At 29.6% G+C, this 20,232-nt stretch carries 22 protein-coding genes; 3 read left to right on the top strand and 19 right to left on the bottom strand.

Annotated features, from left to right (window positions below):
- Nucleotides 1-99: 99 nt before the first annotated feature.
- From H0I23_RS08105 to H0I23_RS08050, 12 genes are all read right to left on the bottom strand, one after another.
- The gene (locus H0I23_RS08105) at nucleotides 100-807 is read right to left on the bottom strand and encodes a ZIP family metal transporter (protein WP_216785953.1); all 708 of its coding nucleotides are present in this window, start codon (nucleotides 805-807) and stop codon (nucleotides 100-102) included.
- Between the two features lie 48 nt (nucleotides 808-855).
- Nucleotides 856-1,656, bottom strand: coding sequence for a hypothetical protein (locus tag H0I23_RS08100; RefSeq protein WP_216785952.1), 801 nt, complete (start codon nucleotides 1,654-1,656; stop codon nucleotides 856-858).
- A gap of 34 nt (nucleotides 1,657-1,690) precedes the next feature.
- Entirely contained in the window at nucleotides 1,691-2,254 is a 564-nt protein-coding gene (locus tag H0I23_RS08095; RefSeq protein WP_216785951.1) for a rhomboid family intramembrane serine protease, read from the bottom strand.
- Nucleotides 2,251-3,015 carry an ion transporter gene (locus tag H0I23_RS08090; RefSeq protein WP_216785950.1) on the bottom strand — a complete coding sequence of 255 codons (765 nt, stop codon included), beginning with the start codon at nucleotides 3,013-3,015 and terminating at the stop codon, nucleotides 2,251-2,253. Before H0I23_RS08090 ends, H0I23_RS08095 begins: the two co-directional genes overlap by 4 nt.
- 42 nt (nucleotides 3,016-3,057) lie before the next feature.
- Nucleotides 3,058-3,363: an S-adenosylmethionine decarboxylase gene (gene speD, locus H0I23_RS08085; protein WP_216785949.1), complete on the bottom strand. Its 306-nt coding sequence runs from the start codon at nucleotides 3,361-3,363 to the stop codon at nucleotides 3,058-3,060.
- 2 nt (nucleotides 3,364-3,365) lie between these two features.
- The gene (locus tag H0I23_RS08080; RefSeq protein WP_216785948.1) at nucleotides 3,366-4,922 is read right to left on the bottom strand and encodes a polyamine aminopropyltransferase; all 1,557 of its coding nucleotides are present in this window, start codon (nucleotides 4,920-4,922) and stop codon (nucleotides 3,366-3,368) included.
- Complete coding sequence (locus tag H0I23_RS08075) at nucleotides 4,910-5,779, bottom strand: DUF350 domain-containing protein (protein WP_216785947.1); 870 nt, start codon at nucleotides 5,777-5,779, stop codon at nucleotides 4,910-4,912. The genes H0I23_RS08080 and H0I23_RS08075 overlap by 13 nt, the downstream gene beginning before the upstream one ends.
- Before the next feature lie 25 nt (nucleotides 5,780-5,804).
- Nucleotides 5,805-6,602: a hypothetical protein gene (locus tag H0I23_RS08070; RefSeq protein ID WP_216785946.1), complete on the bottom strand. Its 798-nt coding sequence runs from the start codon at nucleotides 6,600-6,602 to the stop codon at nucleotides 5,805-5,807.
- Nucleotides 6,603-6,631: 29 nt separating this feature from the next.
- Nucleotides 6,632-7,183: a DUF4178 domain-containing protein gene (locus H0I23_RS08065; RefSeq protein WP_216785945.1), complete on the bottom strand. Its 552-nt coding sequence runs from the start codon at nucleotides 7,181-7,183 to the stop codon at nucleotides 6,632-6,634.
- A 3-nt stretch (nucleotides 7,184-7,186) separates the two neighbouring features.
- Nucleotides 7,187-9,883, bottom strand: coding sequence for a DEAD/DEAH box helicase (locus tag H0I23_RS08060; protein WP_216785944.1), 2,697 nt, complete (start codon nucleotides 9,881-9,883; stop codon nucleotides 7,187-7,189).
- A gap of 142 nt (nucleotides 9,884-10,025) precedes the next feature.
- Complete coding sequence (locus H0I23_RS08055; protein WP_216785943.1) at nucleotides 10,026-10,724, bottom strand: PspA/IM30 family protein; 699 nt, start codon at nucleotides 10,722-10,724, stop codon at nucleotides 10,026-10,028.
- 26 nt (nucleotides 10,725-10,750) lie between these two features.
- Complete coding sequence (locus H0I23_RS08050) at nucleotides 10,751-11,146, bottom strand: YbjN domain-containing protein (protein WP_216785942.1); 396 nt, start codon at nucleotides 11,144-11,146, stop codon at nucleotides 10,751-10,753.
- 156 nt (nucleotides 11,147-11,302) lie between these two features.
- Here H0I23_RS08050 and H0I23_RS08045 point away from each other — a divergent pair, with 156 nt between their 5' ends.
- Complete coding sequence (locus H0I23_RS08045) at nucleotides 11,303-12,046, top strand: helix-turn-helix domain-containing protein (RefSeq protein ID WP_216785941.1); 744 nt, start codon at nucleotides 11,303-11,305, stop codon at nucleotides 12,044-12,046.
- Nucleotides 12,047-12,131: 85 nt separating this feature from the next.
- Here H0I23_RS08045 and H0I23_RS08040 read toward each other — a convergent pair whose 3' ends face one another.
- From H0I23_RS08040 to H0I23_RS08030, 3 genes are all read right to left on the bottom strand, one after another.
- On the bottom strand, nucleotides 12,132-12,719 hold the full coding sequence (locus H0I23_RS08040) for a DUF1287 domain-containing protein (protein WP_216785940.1): 588 nt from the start codon (nucleotides 12,717-12,719) through the stop codon (nucleotides 12,132-12,134).
- Nucleotides 12,720-12,742: 23 nt separating this feature from the next.
- On the bottom strand, nucleotides 12,743-13,147 hold the full coding sequence (locus H0I23_RS08035) for a hypothetical protein (RefSeq protein ID WP_216785939.1): 405 nt from the start codon (nucleotides 13,145-13,147) through the stop codon (nucleotides 12,743-12,745).
- 101 nt (nucleotides 13,148-13,248) lie between these two features.
- Entirely contained in the window at nucleotides 13,249-14,124 is an 876-nt protein-coding gene (locus tag H0I23_RS08030) for an SH3 domain-containing protein (RefSeq protein ID WP_216785938.1), read from the bottom strand.
- Between the two features lie 423 nt (nucleotides 14,125-14,547).
- Here H0I23_RS08030 and H0I23_RS08025 point away from each other — a divergent pair, with 423 nt between their 5' ends.
- On the top strand, nucleotides 14,548-15,759 hold the full coding sequence (locus H0I23_RS08025; protein WP_216785937.1) for a hypothetical protein: 1,212 nt from the start codon (nucleotides 14,548-14,550) through the stop codon (nucleotides 15,757-15,759).
- A 276-nt stretch (nucleotides 15,760-16,035) separates the two neighbouring features.
- On the opposite strand, the gene H0I23_RS08020 is transcribed toward H0I23_RS08025, so the two are convergent.
- Complete coding sequence (locus H0I23_RS08020) at nucleotides 16,036-17,037, bottom strand: NAD(P)/FAD-dependent oxidoreductase (protein ID WP_216785936.1); 1,002 nt, start codon at nucleotides 17,035-17,037, stop codon at nucleotides 16,036-16,038.
- Nucleotides 17,038-17,099: 62 nt separating this feature from the next.
- Between H0I23_RS08020 and H0I23_RS08015 the strand changes: the two genes are divergently transcribed.
- On the top strand, nucleotides 17,100-17,432 hold the full coding sequence (locus tag H0I23_RS08015; protein ID WP_371736672.1) for a Fur family transcriptional regulator: 333 nt from the start codon (nucleotides 17,100-17,102) through the stop codon (nucleotides 17,430-17,432).
- Between the two features lie 121 nt (nucleotides 17,433-17,553).
- On the opposite strand, the gene map is transcribed toward H0I23_RS08015, so the two are convergent.
- From map to H0I23_RS08000, 3 genes are all read right to left on the bottom strand, one after another.
- A complete protein-coding gene (map, locus tag H0I23_RS08010) occupies nucleotides 17,554-18,318 on the bottom strand; it encodes a type I methionyl aminopeptidase (RefSeq protein WP_216785935.1) in 765 nt (254 codons plus the stop codon).
- A 116-nt stretch (nucleotides 18,319-18,434) separates the two neighbouring features.
- Nucleotides 18,435-19,442, bottom strand: a complete 1,008-nt coding sequence (locus tag H0I23_RS08005) for an alpha/beta hydrolase (RefSeq protein WP_216785934.1) — start codon at nucleotides 19,440-19,442, stop codon at nucleotides 18,435-18,437.
- A gap of 340 nt (nucleotides 19,443-19,782) precedes the next feature.
- Nucleotides 19,783-20,211, bottom strand: a complete 429-nt coding sequence (locus H0I23_RS08000; RefSeq protein ID WP_216785933.1) for a hypothetical protein — start codon at nucleotides 20,209-20,211, stop codon at nucleotides 19,783-19,785.
- Nucleotides 20,212-20,232 lie beyond the last annotated feature (21 nt).

The following is a 20,232-nucleotide window of genomic DNA, read 5'->3' as shown; positions in this document are numbered from 1 at the left end:
TATTTTTTTTGTTACTCTCATTTATTTGGTTGAATTAAAATGAATTTGTTTTATCAGAAGGGGTGTGAATTTTTTATTTAGGCATTGAATTTTTGTTTTTTAAATAATTTTCTCACCTATAATTCCGACTGTAAAACCAAGTGTTGCACCTAATGATGTTAAATAGTTTTTGTCTAATTTACTTGCGGGTATAATATCCTGAATTAGTAAATACAAAATACCTCCGCTTGCAAATGTCATTAAATGGGCTGTTAAATTAGGTGAGTCAGCTAAAAGAAAATGACCTATTAAAGCAGCTATAATTCCGAAAAAACTTAATGCAAAAAATATGACAAGTGTTTTTTTAGCAGAAAAACCACTCTCCACTAAATCTCTATAAGAATTGAATGCTTCTGGCAAATTTTGTAAGCCAATAAATATAGCTAACAATGTGGCCATACTTTGGTCTAAAGCAAATACAGCACCCAGTGCAATCGATTCTGGTACAAAATCCATTATCATGGCTAAAAGAGTCGCTATCTGACCTCCTTTTTTTGCCAAATACCGGTCTAGTAACATAAAAAGTATGGCTCCAAACAAAAAAGAGAGAACCATAGGTAGCAAAGTTAATTGCTCCATGCCTTTAGGTATTAAAACTAAGGCTAAAGCTGATAAAATAATACCTGCACCAAACGACATAAGTGTATGGGTAATTTCATATTTTACAGGGCTTTCTTTTATATGATGATTAAAATAATTAGCTAATAACCCACCAATAAAAACTGTAATACCTGCAAATGCAGAAAATAAAATTATTGATGTTAACATGCGTTTAGGCTTATGATAGTGAAAATTAATTATTAGAATTTACACATTTTATCTTAATTGCAGATGAATATGATCATCGTGCCTTACAGCTCTACATCCATGATATCGTATTCTATCATCATTTAAATTCATTCTGTTTTTTAAATGAGGTTCAATAAATAGTTTTCCTAATGTTTGATTTTTTAAAATAGCCTGTATCAATTTTTTTGTTCCCTTTTCAGAAAAAACTAAACTATCATTAATACTACCTAAAGTTAAATACTTAGGATAATCATATTGAAAATATCCATTTTTTAAGCATTTTTCAATTTGATTAAACTCACCCGAATTTGGGCTTTCAAATACACCATAGCCGCTGGTGGCCTTTTGTTTGTTTGATACTGTTCCGTTTTCTGTTTCGTAAATTAAACTTATATCAATTTTTTTACCATCATTATGGCTTAAGTGAGGTAGTAAAGGAAATTTATTTATAAACGGGAAATTAGCATCTAAATAATGAATTTCGATAGTAGTTTTGGCTAATTTTTTTTCAGTATCGCTTAATAATTCATTCAGTTTTGGTTGCACATAGTTTCTGTTTAATAAAACAGTCATGTAATTTGTAGGGTTAATTTTTATAGAGTTTTTTATTTTTTCACGACCAAAAATAGGAGCGATTAATGGGACTATTATTAGTGTTGATACTAGATAAAAAATAATAAAAATAAATAATGTTTTTAATTTTAGCTTTGTATTTATTTTTTTTGAAAGTATTAAACTTATGAAATAGACTATACCTCCAATTTGAGTTAGTACAGTTAATACTAAAAAAAGTAAAATGTTAAATACAAACTTTAAAAATTTAATCATTTTTAGTACGCTTTAAAAATATTGTTGTTTGTTTTTAACGTCTATTTGTTTTAATAAACGAAGATTTCGGTTTGTTTTTATTAAGCATAAACGCAATTAAAACACCAGCTATAGCACCAAAAAGGTGGCCTTCCCATGATATGTAACTTTCTAATGATGGAAGTATACCCCAAATTAAACCCCAATAGGCTAGCGCAACAGCAATAGAGACTAGTACAGGAACGAACTTTTTCTCTAAAAACCCATTTACAACTAAAAAAGCAACAAGGCCATATATAAGTCCACTAGCTCCAATATGATTTCCATTTCTTGCAAATACCCAAACAAGTATTCCACCCACTATAATGGTAAACAAGATTACAGATACCGATTTTTTAGGATAAAAATAATTAAGTACAGTAAGTAATATAATTAACGGCGCTGTATTTGAAATTAAATGCGAAATACCACCATGTAAAAAAGGAGATGTAATGATACCAATAAGTCCGTTTACACTACGGGGTATAATACCATAATTAGCAATGGGCGTAAAAAGGCTAATTCCATAAACAATGTAAATAAAGACTACAAATGTGATACTGTTTTTAATCGGAATCATAATTCAAAACTTTTTCCGCAATGCGGACAGTCACACTCTTTCTTTTTCTTTTTAGTTTGAATTCTACTGATAAAGGCAGAACTAATTATACCCGTAGGAAGCGCTACAAAACCAATACCTATTAAAGCAATTACACCACTCAGTAATTTACCTAAACCTGTAACAGGGTAAACGTCTCCATACCCAACAGTAGTTAATGTGGCTATCGACCACCAAAAGGCATCTCCAATATTTGAAAATTGCTCTGGTTGATCATCATGCTCTATATAAAACATTAATGTAGATGATAAAATCATCAACACAAAAGTTACAAAAATTGTAATGGTTAATTCTGCTTTTGTTTCTTTAAAAATGTATTTAATCGTTTTCAAAGAGTTTGAATATCTACCAAGTTTAAAAATTCTAAGTAGCCTAAATAAACGAAGAATTCGAATAACCCTTAAATCAAAAGGAAAAATAAAGGGTAAATAAAAGGGGAGAATAGCTAATAAATCAATAATTCCGCTAGTAGAAAAGGCAAAATTAAGCCGTTCTCTTTTATTTTCTTTTGTTTTGTCAGAAATCCAAATTCGTATAAAATATTCAACAGTAAAAACGATAACAGAAAACAGTTCAAAAAAATAAAAAGCAAGATTAAACTTAGTCCTCAATTCATCATACGATTCAAGTATTAAAGCTAGTATATTTAGTACAATAAGCGTATAAATGAATTTGATGAAATACTTGTTGTAATTAATAAAATCACTTACTTTTTTTTTCATTTTATTCAATGTTTTACGTAAAACGCATTATTTAAAAGTGCTTTACACTTCTTTATCATCTATTTTATTAATAAACGATATTAGTTTTTCTTCGTTGCAACTACTTAATTCAATATAACTTTTATTGCTTTCAGGAAATGTGTGAATTGCTAAATGGCTTTCCGCCAACAGCCAAAAACAAGTATACCCTTGCACAGGAAAATGGTGCTCATTAAAAAGGATGATTGTGAAACCGGCATCCTTTAATAATTTGCTATATACTTTTTTTAACTCATCAGGGTCTGTACAGGTAGACCAAAAGTTATGGTTGTATATATTTGCTTCGGTATGTTTATAATTTGTATTCATATTTAGTATAAATCCCAATTACCATCTAAATAATACTGATATAAAACAGGGTTGTGTACTTTATTAACTTCAATACTATCATTTAATTTGAAAAAATCTTTACCAAATGATGTTATCAATTGCATAGCTTCATTATTTATCCAATTCGTTTGAACATTTTCGAATTTAATTTTTTGAACTTTTTGTTTTAATTGATCAGAATTTATAGTGGTATTTTTTGTTCCAAGAACCCATCCCCATTCTCCCATAGAAATTACTTGGTTGTGTAATTTTATAGTTGTGAAACCAGCAGATTTAATTGTTTCATCAATACAACTAAAGGCCTTTGTAGCAAAATAAGGGCTACCTGCTTGTGTAATAATTAAACCATTCGGTCTAAGCTTTCTGTTACAAAGCGAATAAAACTCATGAGAGTATAACCTACCTAGTTCTATATTTCTAGGGTCAGGCAAATCAGCAATTATAACATCGTAAAAAGCAGTGACATTTTGCTCTAAATGTATGTATGCATCTTTATTGTAAATCTGAAGTTTTTCACTATTCATGCTTCCCTGGTTGATATTTATTAACACAGGGTGATTGGTTCCTAAATCTGTCATTTTCGGATCTAAATCTACCATATCAATTTTTTCGACACTTGGGTATTTTAAAATTTCTCTGACAGCACAACCATCGCCACCACCAAGTATTAATATACGTTGCGGATTTGGATGTAATTGCATGATTGGGTGAACCAAAGGCTCATGATACATTTTTTCATCAATAGAACAAAATTGTAAGTTTCCGTTTAAATACAACCAATGTTCATCTTTCCATTCGGTTAAAACGATATTTTGGTATTTAGTTTGTTCAGAATAGACAATTTTATCTTTATATTTTTTTTGCTCTCCCCATTGTATAATAGGCTCTGTAAAAGCGATCCCCGTAATTAAAACACCAAATACAATGGTTAAAACTGCTTTTAATTGTAATGTTTGCCGCTTTTTAATTTTGTCTTTAAAACGATAAAAAACAATCAGGGCTACTAGAAAGTTAATAATTCCGAGTACAAATGGGGTATAAGATAAGCCTAAAATTGGCAAGCCTATAAAAGCAAAAAACACACCTCCGATAAGGCTTCCATAATAGTCTTTTTCTAATATAGATGAAATGTTGCTTTTTAGATCTTCGTATTCTTTATTAATTCTTACGACTAACGGAATTTCTAGGCCAATTAATAATCCGATTAGCATACATAAAGAATAAATTACAATGCCGTAATATTCACTTACAGAAGCAAGGGTATATACCAATACAGACGAAAAAGCGACTATCAATGATAGTGAAGCTTCTAGAATTAAAAAATTCTGAATTAAATTCTTAGTAATTAGCTTACTTAATCGACTACCTAACCCCATGCAGAATAACATTAGAGATACAATCATTGTCCATTGAAAAATTGAATTTCCAATAAAATAGGTAGCTAATGTAGATAAGGTATATTCAGCTACAATTCCTGCAAAACCTGTTGCAAAAATGGCTGCTTTTAATATGAAAGAGTTTTTTTTTAGATACTCCATGTAATTAATATAGCAGAAGCAACATAAGCAAAGGCTTCAATTAACCCTGCACCGACATTTGGTTTTTCTTGGTTGATAATTTCATCTGTAAGTTTTCTTCCTGGCAATAAAATTTTATCAGTAAACATACGCATTATAGGAAGTAGAATACACCCTAATACTGTTTGTAATGAAATATCAATTAATGTTGTTGTCCAATCTACAAAAGGATCTAAAATAGCATTCATGGTAATAATACCGATAGCTAATATTGCACCAGAAAAACTAACTCCAGCAGCAACATTGTCTTTTTCTACTTCGTCATGAATGCTATAACCCATCCAAGCGATAAATATCTTAGAAGCAATAATTAAAACAACATTACCAATAATCCAATACATGAAAAATGTAGAAAGTCCTTCTATTAATGTTTCAGATTCACCAACTAACGCACCATATAAAATAAGACCGTTAGCGATGTATATAGCCGCTTCAATAACTCCTGAACCTTCATTTTTATCAGTAATTATTTCTTTTTTTAAATCGAACTTATTCAGAATTACTTTATTACTAACCCAAGCAGCTAATAATAATAGTAAAATAGCAAAAATTCCGTAAATAAAAATATGTTGAATATCTGTAATAAAGTCAAAACTCTCACCAACAATAGCGCCACCAATAGCGATAATTAAAGCAGCAAAATAACCTACATAAGAAATGATAAAAGCGAAGTTATCTTTTTCAACCAGTTCTTCTTGAATATTAATACTTGGGTGTAAAAGTTTGTAAGCTAATTTTCCAATAATAAAAATGATAAACCCACTTAAGATGTACCCCAATGAATGTGATAAATCTAAAATATCTACGTATTTGTCCATGTTTTTTCTAGCGTTTTATTACCTATTATTTTCCGAAACCTCCGCTTCGAGAGCGAGAAGAACTTGAATTACTATACCTGTTTGTATTTCTTGAAGTTTGGCTTGAACCTTTGTAACTTTTACTTGAGCTGTAGCCTTTTGATTTTAAAGCTGAAGAGCTTCTCGTTACATTAGTTCTAACCTTATCTTTAAATGTTTTAGGTTTCGAATTCCAGCTTGAGTTTGCATTTTTATATGTAGAAGTACCAAAATTTTTATTTCTACCGTAATAGCTACTTCTTCCGTAATGATTGGTTCTATAGTAATCATAATCGTTTCTGTAGTATCTATGGCTAGAACCATAAAAAAGTGAACTCATAAAGTGATATTGGCCATAAAAAGCCCAGAAAGAGCTACCATTGCTTTGTGTTTGCCAACGGCCATATTTTTCGTTACCTACATAATTGCTATAACCTGCAGGCGTAGATTGTTTATCTAAAACCCCTTCTTTTTTAGATAATATAGTCATGCCTAAATCTTCCTGATAATCTTCAAAAGTAATGGCAGAAACTTCTTGCCATTCTGTTGTTTTTATATCAAAATCATCTTCAACAGTTTCTGTAGTGTTTTTAGCTTTTTCAACAATGATTTTATATTTGTGAAAATATTTATCAGTATCTTCTTTGTAGTCCATATCAGCAAGAATTACACTGTAATTCTGTGTGTCAATATGTGTTGTGATAATAGTGTCTAAAGGAGATTTGAGGTATTTTTTACGCTCTTCTCCACATGATACAATTAGCAGAAGCATACTTGTAAAAAGTATAGTTTTAAATAGTTTCATTGTAGTTGGTTTAAAATCAAATTTAACGTTTAATATTTATCTGCGACAGGTAAAATGTTAGAAATCTCAATTTCTTTAATAATAATACCCTTACTTACTTCAAATTCTTCGTTGTCATATTGTTCAATAGAAAGTATTTTTTCTTCCTCTTCATCTAAATAATTATAGGCTACTAATTCTTCCCAATTAGCAGCGTCAATTTCTTTAGAATAACCAGGTGATTTCTCGTCTAAATAATACGTAACACCTTTATAATTTATTTTTTTCGGAGGTTTCTGGTTAGACTCCATGTAGTCACATACATCTTCGCCAAGTTTTCTTAATTTTACTTTTTCAGATAAAGTAACAACCAAACCTCCATCATCTTCAATATGTAAAAACTTTTCAGTTGTGCCATTTTTGATTACAAATTCACGCGTAAAATAATTATCACCCCAATCATATTCAAATAATGCAGTAACGGTCCAAGTTTCTATACCATATTCAAAAATATAGCCTTTACCTAAGTCTCTAACAGTTATATTGGTAGGATCGTAATGTCTTTCTTCCTTTTTTTTCTTTAAAAAATCAAATATTCCCATGTGTTATTTGTTTATAAGCTGTTTTAATTTTCCTTTAGCTTGTATTTTATTTTCACTCCAAAACCTATAATGTAGTGGTATTGTGTTTATACCAACCCTAGCAAAAGTTTTGTAACGTTCAATAGTAAATGCACTATAAAATTGACCAGGATAACCTATAAGATCAATAAAATAATTTTCACCCTTATGAGTGAAAAATATATCTAAAATAGACCCAGCATAAGGGTATCCGCAATTAATTTCTTCAATTTCGATACTTTTCAAATAGGATGTAATTTCTTTTTGAAAAACATCTTCAGATAATTCGTTTTCTTTATTCTGATACTGATAATTTTCAATAAAACTCAAATACTTCAAAAATAAAGAATCTTGTTTTAAATCTTTTTTCGCTATAGATGTAAAGATGTATTGAAAAGATTTAGCTCTGGTAGTACCTACATTTAAAACTTCACTTTTATTCAAATGGTTATAAGCAGAGTGGTGCGTGTTTTTGCAAACAGTAAAAGAAATAATAATAATTTCTCTTTCTGAACCCTGAAAATTATAGGGTGTACCACAAAGTAAATCAAAGCGTTTAATTATTTTTATATCAAACATGTCACCAATTAATTTATTGATGTGTTTTGCTTGGTTTGCAAATGGTGTAATAATACCTAAAGAAGGTACTGTTGTATTGCCTTCGTGCAGTTTAATAAGTTCGGTAAGTTTTTCAATTACCTTGTCAGCTTCTTTTATGTTAACACCTTGGCTGTTACGCTCACCATTAATATAATTTATTTCAATTTGTTTTTTAGAGGTAAACTCAGTTGTCGATTTTATTATTTCTAATTGTTGATCGTAAAATTCTTGATTATTAAACTCTATCAATGAAGGTGTTGATCTGTAATGTTCTCTTAAAAAAGTAACTTGATCTTGGTTAGAAACTTTACTTATGTAAATATCTAAAATACTTCTATTACGATAATCAAAAATAGGATCATTAGGTAGCTTATGCTTATCTAATAAAGTTAACTGTTGGGCTTTACTTATAAATGAGTAATGCCTTAATTGATTTGGATCTCCGCATATAACAACATGTTTTGCTCTATAAATAGCAGGTAGGGCAGTGGCTATATCGCATTGTGTTGCTTCATCAATAATTACTAAATCAAAGATTTCTTTTTTTAATGGAAAAACAGTGTTTAATTCTGATAAATGAGCTAACCAAAGAGGAAAAACGTCAAGAATTTTTTTAAAATCTAGTTCTTCAATTATTTTTTTAGATTCACTAAAACTAGATGCAGATAATGCATCATGATAGCGAACTAATGTTTGTCTGTTTTTAGTAGCTTTTTCATTACTCTGCTCAAGACTTATTTTTTTTACATACTTTTTAAGCTCACTAACAATTAGGCCTGTATTTACATTTGCGTAATGTATTGTATCTAAAAAAGCAAGATTTTCATTTTTAATAAATTGTAATAGTATTAGATGAATTTTTTCTTTTAAAGTCAATTTATCTTTGAAAGTTAGGTTCGAAAGCTCTAATTCTTTCGCAACTATCTTTTCATACTTTGTAATAAGTGACTTTGATCTTTTATGTAAAGAATGTATGTTACTTGAGTCAGTATTACTTCTAGATATAATACCGCTGATTTTTTTCTGAATTTTAGTTTTTAAGCTTATTTTAAACCGATTGCCAGAGGTATGAATAAGTAAGTCATTCAACTCAAAATCTTTTATCAGGTTTTCTCTAATAACTTCAACAGCCTGCTTTGTTTTAGAAACAACAAGCACTGATTTTTTTTTAAGTATAGCATCTATAGCAATAGCACTTATACTGTATGATTTTCCTGTGCCAGGTGGGCCAATAATTACCGAGTTATTATATTTTTGACTGTTGTAAAGTGCTTTTAGCTGCTCCGGATTCAGTCTGTTTTCAAGGTAAGTTTCTGATTGGCTATTTGTATTTGTTTTTTGGTTGAACAATTCGTTTAAAGCAGTGTTAAACTCATTATTACTTGCAATACTTTCTAAATCGTTAATGATTTTTGTTGAAGAAATTGATTTTTCAATAAATACAGTTCCACTAGCCGGAACAATTTTAAAAGGATCTTCGGTGGTATGGTTTTTAAGTTGCTTCCTAATTTTTGTAATGTTCCAGTTTTGAGGAAAAAAGGCAAGCGCTGACGTATCTATATTTTGAGCAAATGAATTGAAAGCTTTTTCTATTTCAAAAGCATCTTCAATTTTATCAGAAAATAGCTCCGTTAGCCTATTCTCTAACTTATCTTTTGAAACATCATCTTTAGCAATTTTATTTAAAAAAGAGGTGTTTAATAAAAAATCACTCTGGTTTATTCTAATAAATTTATCGTCATCTTTTTCTATAATTTCACAGGGGAACAATACTAAGGGACTACAAATTAAAGGGTCAGTACTTAACCCTGTTGGTGTTTCTTTACCTATAAAATAAAAACTAGCATAATACAACGATTTTTCTAACTTGTATAAGTGTAGTTCTTTCTCGAGCTTTTCAAGATCTTTATTGTCATAATAAATTATAGGAGATCTTTGATTGATCAGCTGCTCGTTATCCTTTACAAACCATTTAAATTTATACTTATTATTTAGTATGTTATTTACAGTAAACTCTTTATAGTCTAGCTTATAACAATCTTTGAAGTAATTAAAAAAGTTCGTTGCCGAATTAACATGCATATTATAACAGTTTGAAACTAATTTTTAAAGGTTTACTAGTAACGTAATTTTTTTTGAAATATTGGTATTAAAGTAAACAACAAGCTCTTCTTTAGTTAAAGAAGAGCTTGTTGTTTACTGAAGTTATAAAATTAAATCAATTTTATAACCCCATTTTTTTCTTAAGTGCTTCAAGATCGTTTTCTGCATTTATTTGTTTACCATCTAAAACCTTATCAAGCTCTTCGTCAATACTTTTAGATTCATTAGCAATGTCTCCGTAAGCTTCAGCTAGCGCTTCTTCTTCGGTAACTTTTTCTTTCATTTTTTCTAACATATTTACAGTGCTAGAACTATCAATTGCTGCCATTTGCTTGTTTAAGTTTTTGGTAGCTTTCGAAACTTTTACACGAGCTTTAAGTGTTTTCAATTCATTTTCCCATTTGCTAATGTTATTTCTTAAAACGTTTACATTAGTCTCTAATTGAGAAACTGATTGAGAAAATTTCTCAACTTCAACAGTACAACGGTTTGCGTGTTCTGTGTTTTCTTCTTTTTTAACTAAAGCTTCAGTTGCTAATCGATCTCCATCTACATTAGAAAGTTCTTCTTTACCAACTTTTTGTAAAATTAACATGGCTTTGTTTTGGTAATCTTTAGCTTTTGTTTCAAACTGTACTTTTTCATTTTGAGAACGAATAAGCATTGCTTTTACTTGAGCAAGCCCTTCAAGAGCTTCGCCTAAATCACCTTTCATATCCTTAATGCCTTGTTCAGTCATTTTAATAGGATCTTCCATTTTATCAATAGCCGAATGAGCTTCAGCTTTACCTACGTTAAATAGTCTTTTAAATATATTCATAATTTTTTCTTGTTAATTGTTTGTAATTAGGCTTTAGAAAACTGAATTATGTTTTCAGAATATTCACTCAATAATAAACTTAGAGAGTTTATAGAACCTTCTAATTCGTTTAAATCAAGATTTTCAATTTGTAAAGTATCTCTAAAAATTACTTTTTCTCCTGTTTCATCTAAAACAAAAGCACCATGTATAATATCTCTGTTTTTCTGTAATAATTGTTTAAAAATATCTTCACTAGGCTTTGTAATTTTAAAAATATACTGCTCAATTATTAAAATAGGATTAGCAATTCCTATAATTAAATTGTTGATACCTTCATCGTGATTTTGGATCATTAAAATTCCATCTTTCTCGTTTTCATGAGTAATATTATAGTTCAACTCAAGTAAGTAATTTTTAATAATTTTAAATTGTTCTTTCATAGGTTTTTACGAATTTTTTTAACTTTTCAGAGTTTTCGATTCTTTAAGTTTTTGCTAATTATTTTAGAACTATCTTTGTTTTCTCTAAATTTTGTTACTTTTGATGTATCAAATATAACCATTATCATCTTAATTGCAAATTTAATTAGCTAAATTATGTCATTCTTCGGGAAAAATATAAAAAAAATTAGAGGAATAAAAGGATTAAGTCAAGAAGCTTTTGCAAATGTATTTCACTTAAAAAGAGCCACTTTAGGCGCTTATGAAGAGGGTAGGAGCGAACCTAAGATTGATACGATTATAAAAGTTGCTAATTATTTTAGTATATCTATTGATGATATATTAACAAAAGATATTACTGTTAACAAATTATTGAGTTTTGATGGTGATATAACTACAGATGTAAATCAAATTGTAAAAGCAGGTTTCTCAGGAGTACCATTTGTTAATGCACTTAATAGTAAAATTTTTATTGAAGAATTTAAAATCTCGCAAACTTATAGCTCATTACCTAAAATTACGATACCTGTAGAGGCTAGCTCTCACTTATTAGCTTATACCGTTCAAGATTTATTTATGGAATCTAATGGTGAAGGCTTATTTCTTAACGATGTTGTTATTGGTGAATATGTAGAGCCAAAAGATCTTGTTCAGGGAGATGTTGTAATTGTACTCTTAGATGAAGAATTGTTTGTTAGAAGATACGATAATTCAGATACAGGATATAATTTGTTAGCCGATCATATTAATATTCCTCCAGTATTAATACCGTATGATGTTTCTGTATATTTCTGGAAGGTTTCGTATATATTTTTAAAACAATACCCAAAATTTGGTTCGAAGTTAGAAGCTAGAATAAACCAGTTAGATGCTGAGTTAAAGCGATTATCATCAAAATAGATAATTTAAGTTCTATACTGCATTTATAGTCGCGCTTAATTCGTGTTGTTATAATTTCAAATAGTTAATGCAGCGTAGTATAACTTTATTGATTGTTTTCAAATGCGTAATGCCCAATAATTTTATAATCGAACAAGCAATCTGATAAAACTTGTCCTCCACCAATATTATGAACAATTAAATTTCGTTTACAATCTGCAGATTTTTTATCAACCACAATTCCTATATGAGTTATTGCTCCACCTAAATTCCAACAAACAACATCTCCTGGTACATAATCTGCCGCTTCATTAGTAATAGGTTTTTCGGCTCCTTTTCTTTTAAAATAGGTCATTAAGTTCGGAACTCTTCGGTGGTCAATATTTTTATCCGTTGTTTTAAGGCCCCAATTTTTTGGATAAGCACTAAAGTTAGCTTTCATATCTTCATGGACATTTTTTTGTAAATCAATTCCAATTTTTCGATATGCACGAATGATAACGTCTGTACAAACACCTTTACCACTAGGTACGTCACCATTAGGGTAATCAATTGAAAAGTAGCTAGGGTCATAAACAACTTTTTGTTCAATTAACTCAAGAGCACTTTCCGATAACCCAATTTGGACGGTTTCTGATTGTGAAAAACAAAAAGTAATATTAAAAAATAATAGTATTAAGAGTGTTTTTATCATTTTACAACTAAATTTAAACTTCATTATAAGCCATCAAATATTCCACCAATAAACTCTCCAATACCTTCAAAAACATCTCCAAAATCTAACCAAGAAGCATCAATATTTAAATCAGATATATCAGTCCAGTCAGCATTTGTAGAAACAGATAATCCAGATAGCATTTCGGTTTTCATAGCTACATAATCACATACTTCACCAGTTTCTTGATGGTACGTATCAAAATCTGAATGAGAACAAAAAATACTCATACCATAACATTCAAAATCTATATCAAAATAATCATCCCTGTTTCTGTTTTTATGAGCTTTTTTAACTTCTTCAGGTTTGTAATATTTCTTTTTCCCATTTTGTTCAACTAATACCTTCCCAAGATTAGAGATATATTCTTTTTTATTAGTTGGAGCTATTGAACAAGGTTTTTCCATAATTTCAATTTTTACCAGGTGTTTTTTATTTTTTATTATAATTTGTGCGTCTGAACATAAGTAAAGTTCACAAAATACGATTCCTAATAAACTAAACTGTATTATTTATATTCAATCAATTCATCATTTGGTAGGTCATATTCATAAAATTTGCTGTTTTTCTCATTATAGTATAACCATTGTAAAGGTGATGTCTTAAATTCAGACGAATGACTTAATCCAATAACTAAATAATTTGTACCATTTCTATTTCTATTTTCTATTGAATATTCAAGTTGCTCCTTTTTTTCGATTAAGTTTCTAATCAACTTATTTTTTGAATTGGCTATATAATATTCAATATTTAAATAGATATAATCTAAATACCATTGCGAATAATTATCTGTATAATGATATTTAATTTCTTTATTATAAATCTTTCTAAAGTTAGAAACAATACCATTTTTAATTTTTTTAATACTAAGTAAACGATTGTTTAATTCTTTTATATCTTCATCTCCAGCACTGATAATAAAAACCTCTTTCCATTCTATTTCAATAATATCACCTCTTAAGAAATTTATTTCTTCACCATTTGTTATAAAACTGTATGTCTTTTTTTCTTTTTTTGCAGTGAAATAAAAATGGTCGTAATTATCATCGTAAAAAATAAATTCAAAGGTGTCTTTTTGCTTAGGATTTGTTAAAAAGCCACTGAACACATAACCGGTAACAATTTCGCCGGTAAGGGACTTGCCTTTTACTTTATACCATTGTCCTTTTATTATTTCTTCATTATCAATTATTTCAAAATATATATCTGTTTTTTCTAAGACTTCTATTTTTTCAGCGTATTTAAATTTTCCAACTTTTTCAGATTTTAAATTAGACTCAGATCGAATATTTAATCCATTTTTAGCTTTAACCAATAGTTCAGTTTGCGCAAATGATGTATTAATTGTAATGATTATTAAAAAAGTGAAAAATAATTTTTTCATATTATTATTAACGGTTGAGCCAAGGCTTTATTTTTTAAATTAAAATCTATAAGATTTTGCGGACTTCATAAATATACACAAACCTTTCATTTAAGCCCGAAGCCCTTATTTTTTATACGTTTTGTTACCTGCTGGCTTTTTCAACAATTAACTCTTGTTCTTTTTCCCAATATAGGTCTATTCCACTTTCTAAATCTTCTATGGGGTATATAATTTAATAATCGGGTATTTGATATTTTCCTTTTAATTTATTAGGACTTTGGATATAGGTTGTTACCATTTAAATTCTAAGTCTTATTTTATCAAGTTGAAATTTATAATAGAGTTTTTTTTAAACTAATTGTTATTTTGAAAATTAATGCAACTTTGTTGCGTTAATGATTCGTTTTTATATATTTGCGCTCCAACAAATAAAAACAAAATATGAAAAAGATTACTTTTTTACCTCTTTTAGCTTTAACAGTTCTATTTACGGCTTGTTCAAAAGATGATGATGCAGTTAGTATTGAAGAAGATCATGAAACCCATGAAAATATCTCTTTATTAATTTCTGATACTAATTCGCCCACATTAAATTTTATAAATCTGGATAGTGAAGAAGTTAAAACTTACCAGGCATCATATGCAAAAGGTAGCATCTATGCTACAGAATCTGGCAGGTATGGTGTTATTACTCATAGAGATAACAACTTTACAGAAACATTTAATATTGGTGGAGAAATAGATCATGGAGATCACAGTCATGATTTAGGAGAAACAGGGTTTGCTGCGGTAAAATTTGAAAGCTCAGAACCAACACATTTTAAATCTGAACAAGATTACGTTGCTATTTATAACGACGGAGATGCAACCCTTAGTCTTTTTAATGAAAAAACAATAGAAACTAATGAACTAGTTAAAAGTATTTCTACAGGAACCACAGCGCATCATGGAGCAATGGTAATTTTTAGAAATGGAAACATAGCAGTTACCAATTTAGGAAATGGAGCTGTATTACCAGAAAAAGTTCACATTATAAATCAAGAAGGTGAAATTGTATCACAAGAAGAACAAAGTTTAAGTACATCTGGAATTCACGGTAGTGCGGGTAACAATACAACAGCTCTTTTTGGTTCTAATACAGGGGTATTAGTTGTTAATGATACTGGTGAACAAAAAATTATTAGTTACCCAACTAATTTTGAAGATAATGAGTGGTTTGGAAGTATATTAGCTACCAATTCTTCTAATATTTTTGTTGGCTATACAACGAGTAAAGGAGCCTATTTTATTGATATAGATAGTGAAGAAATTAGTCCAATACATGAAACTACAGATTTATTTAAATGTATAGTTTCTAGAGACAAAAAAGAAGTATTAAGTTTAACTAAAAATGGAGATTTTAAAGTTACCGATGTTGCCTCTAAAGCTGTAATATATGCAGACCAAGTACCTGTTCCAATGGATACAGAATCTACTGACCACGATTCTGTTATTAGTAATATAGATTATTTTGATAATTCCTTATACATATCTATACCTTCTGAAGAAAAAATAATACAATACAATTTAGAAGAAATGGTGCTTACTAAAGAGTTTCAATTAGCTATAACACCATATCAATTTACAATATTAGCATACGATATAGAACATTAAAATAAGATTACTTAATTTATATAAAACCGAGTTTTGACTCGGTTTTTTTGTTTCTTAAAATAGCTTAATTCTTTAGCCATTAAGTGGTATCTAAATTCAATTTATATCAATGGTTTCTTTTTCAATTCTTAAAATATAATGACCGTAAAGATGTGGTTTGTTGAAATCTTCCGAGTCGAAATTGATTTTCAGATTTGGATACTTATTTTTTAAAAATTGCAGAATTTCTTCTGAGTGACATTCTGATTTTATGTTTATTATAATATTTCATCCATATTAAAAAATTTCCTGTGTTAATTCATTATTAACAACAGCTCCAGAAATGTTTCCTCCAGAAACTGCTATTGCTACAGAGCGCATTAACGTACTATTGTCGCCACAAGCAAAAACGCCTTCTTCTGTAGTTTTCTGCATAGAATTGACCTCAATATGGCCGTGTTCCGTAAATGCACAGCCTAATTGTTTTGGTATGCTAGAATTTTGTTCAAATGGGATTGAAGCATATGCACACTCATAATTTTCTTTACTACCATCTTTAAATACAATAGTTTCTAATTGCCCATTTTTATGTTCAAGCGTTGTAATTTCTTTTTCTACAATTTTAATATTGTACTGCTTTAACGTATCGAGTTGGTTTTCTTTGAATTCCTTCGTTCCCGAAGTGATGATTGTAATTTCTTTTGTTAAATTGTTCACTAAAGATGCAAGGTGAAATGCTCTTTCTCCGTTAGCGATTATAGCAGTTTTTTTATTTCGTATTTCGTAACCGTGGCAATAAGGACAGTGAACTACTGAAATTCCCCAACATTGAGAAAATCCAGGTATATCAGGCATTATGTCTTTAATTCCTGAAGCAAAAACCAATTTTTTTGCTGTAAAAACATCACCATTTGAAGTTGTGATTTCAAAACCTTTTTTAATCTTCTTGGCACTTACGGCAAGGCCGTTATAAAATTTGATGCTGTCATATATCGCTAGTTGGTTTTTAGCGATTTCAGCTATTTCTTTTGGTGTACTTCCGTCTTGGGTCAGAAAATTATGAGAATGTGGTGTTTGGCGGTTACACGGTTTTCCCGCATCTATGATCAATGTTTCTCTCAATGAACGTCCTAAACTCATTGCGGCAGAGAGCCCTGCATAACTCCCACCAACAATTATTACTTCAAATTCTTTTGTATCCATGCTGCTATTGTATTGAGCGAAGAGCGATAAAGACCCTGGTAATGTATATGCTAAACCAAATACTCCAAGTTGTTTTATAAGTTCTCTTCTATTCATTAAACAAAACTTTAAACGCGATTTTGTCGCAATAGTAATTTTTGCCAAATATATATATATATATGTTGTGTTATTGCAACTTAGTTGCAATAAAAAATATGAATCGAAGAAATACGCCTACAAAAGAGGCAATATTGAAGTTGCTTTTAAGTTCAAGGAAAGCGCTAAGTCAAGATGCAATTGAAAGGGCATTGACTATTGATATCAATAGGGCTACAATTTATAGAGTTTTAAATAGATTTTGTGAAGCCGATATCATTCATAAAATTGTTGCAAAGGATGGGAAAAAGCACTTTGTTATTTATAAAAAAAATGTAAGAATAAAGCAGCGGTTATTCAACATTATTTTCATTTTCGATATTTGTTGTATGATTCCATTGAATGCTTGCAAGTAGCTGTAGCATATTCATTTCCCAATGGTTATGAAGTCCAAAACGCTAACTGTGTTCTAACTTGGGTTTGTAATGACTGTTCGTAAGTTTTAATGGGTTCAGATAAGGTTATTTTACCAAATGATTAATTCCACATTCCATTTGATTCTGTCAAAATAATAGGGCTCTTGTCTGTAATTAATATTGTCTGTTCGTGTTGGGTTACAAACCCACCTTTATTTCCTACTAAAGTCCAACCGTCATTCAGTTCAACCGCAATAGTAGATTTTGTTGAAATAAAAGTTTCAATTGCAACCGTTGTATTTTTTTTAAATCGTTCTCTATTACTTTTAACTCTGTAGTTTAATATATTTTCCGGCTCTTCATGTAAACTTCTACCAACTCCGTGACCAGCCAAGTTTTTAATGACTTTGAATCCAGATTTTTTTGCTTCAGTTTCTATTAAATATCCAATATCAGATATTTTCACTCCACCTTTGATATTGTTTATTGCTTTGCGCAAAATATCTTTAGAAGCATCTACAAGAGGTTGATGCTTATGAATGTCTTTTCCAAGAACAAAAGAGCCACCATTATCAGACCAAAATCCATTTAGTTCTGCAGATACATCAATATTAATTAAATCTCCTTCTTTTAATATTTTTTTCTCTGAAGGTATTCCGTGTGCGGCTTCTTTATTTATACTAATACAAGAATAACCAGGAAAACCATAAGTCTCATAAGGTGCAGATTTAGCTCCATAACTCTTTAAAATTTCACCGCCATATTCATCGAGCTCTTTAGTTGACATACCAACTTTAGCGTACTCTCTCATTAATTTTAGCGTAGTTCCAACAACTTCACTTATTTTTTTCATTCCGATTAATTCGGCTTCCTTTGTTATTGACATATTGTTTTTTTATTTGCCTCTGTAGTTTTTTACGTGTTTTAAGTTTTAAATTTAGCAAATAAATCACAGATAGAATATTTCACAAGAATGTACGTAAGTCGGCAATGATCAAGCAATTAATGATACACCGTATTGGCAACATTTTTTAATTGTTTTTTATTCCATTCCTGAATTAATCCGAATGTTTTATTGTTTTTTACAATATCCAAATGTTTTACATTTTCCATAATTTTTACCTGAACAAATTTTTTGGCAGGTTCAAATACAGTGAGGAATTGTTCAGAATAAAAACTTTCGTCTTCTTTTCCAACTAAAACCATGCAAGGTATATTAATGTTATCTATCTCTTTTTGATAGTCTTCTGTGTCAAAATTCATAGTCATATTATATGAGTAAGACGGAACTTGTAGACTGTCATTCATTGTTTCTGGGCGGTTAAAAAATAACACAGGCAAATGGTTAAAGTTTTTTACAGACACATTATTAAGCATCGAAAGGCCGATTATTCTTTTCAAGGCTACTTTTACCCAACCACCACTATTTGATTTTACTGTCGGTGCTTTATATCCTAAATAAGGTGAAATTAAAACTGCTTTATCTACTTTTTTGTTTTTTGGATTTCCAATAAACCTTAATACAAACCCACCACCTGAAGAGTGTCCAGCAAGAATGATATTATGAGCATTGAAATTGTTCTTACTAAATTGAATAAAATCTTCAATGTCATTTTCTAATTGCCCAATAAAATCAATATCACCTCTTTTACCTGTGTTTCTTCCGTGTCCTCTCATATCGGGTGTTATTACAGTTGCTATATTTTTATTAGCGATTGCATTGGCAATATCTGCCAAATATCTGCTGTCAGATCCGGAACCATGAATTAGTATCATAATGTCTTTACTTTGACTTTTATAAACTCGATTAAAAATTTTTTTATTATCTCTCATTTTTGTCCATTGTTCAACTCCTAAATGTGTATTAGTTTGAGTTTTTATTGAGCTATAATCATAATTTTTGACATTTTCTTCAAGCTTTATAGGCCAACAAATTAGAGCTAAGGATATTATTGCATAAATGCAGCAACTTATTACAATTATTTTTCCAATCTTATTTAAAATTTTCATATTATAATTTTTTTTAATTTATTATTTACAGCAATAATAAATCTCAAATCTTATTAATAGAAAAATAGGATTCTCAGTTGTGGTTTTCTAAGGATGAGCTGTGAAATTGTTACCAAGAGCTCGGCTGTGGCAAGTAGGGCAGTTAATAAGCACTTTCGTTTCGGATTAATACAGAGCCGAATTTTTATATTTTATTTTTAACTTATCAATCTTAAAAGCCAAATTTAAAAATTTGGTGGTGATAGCTGATATTCCAGCTTTATATCTTAAACAGCTAAACCCGTATTAATTATAGCCATTGTTGCCAGTAGTTCTTTTTTATTCAATAGGTTTTCAGTATTTAGGTGTTAAATCTAGTCATCGTTATAAATATCATTATTAATGTCAGTATACCAATCGCAGTTGTAAATATGCCCACTTTTTTAGATTTCGTCCAACCTGATAATCCGATCATAGTAGATAGAGAGAAAAGTCCAATCATAAAGGTTAACATTCCAATTATTCTAGCAATTTGAAAATCATCTATTGAAACGTTTTTAATATATCCACCTGGTGTTGTCGTCATTATTATATGAACCATTGCAAAAACAGTTACAAGAAAACAACCAGCTGATAAAGTCGCAGATTTCAAAATTCGATTAGTCAGTTTATCATTTTTGTCAGAAACCAATAGATTCGCTACTACCGTAATTGAAAAACCACTTAATAAAGAAGTAATTAGGAGAGTTTGTTTTGCTAATTCATTCCAATATTCTAATGTAATTTCCATAGTTTTTCTGGTTCGGTTTAA

The sequence above is a fragment of the Cellulophaga sp. HaHaR_3_176 genome (assembly GCF_019021925.1).
Classification (GTDB): Bacteria; Bacteroidota; Bacteroidia; order Flavobacteriales; family Flavobacteriaceae; genus Cellulophaga.
This window is presented reverse-complemented; position numbering and strand designations above follow the sequence as displayed.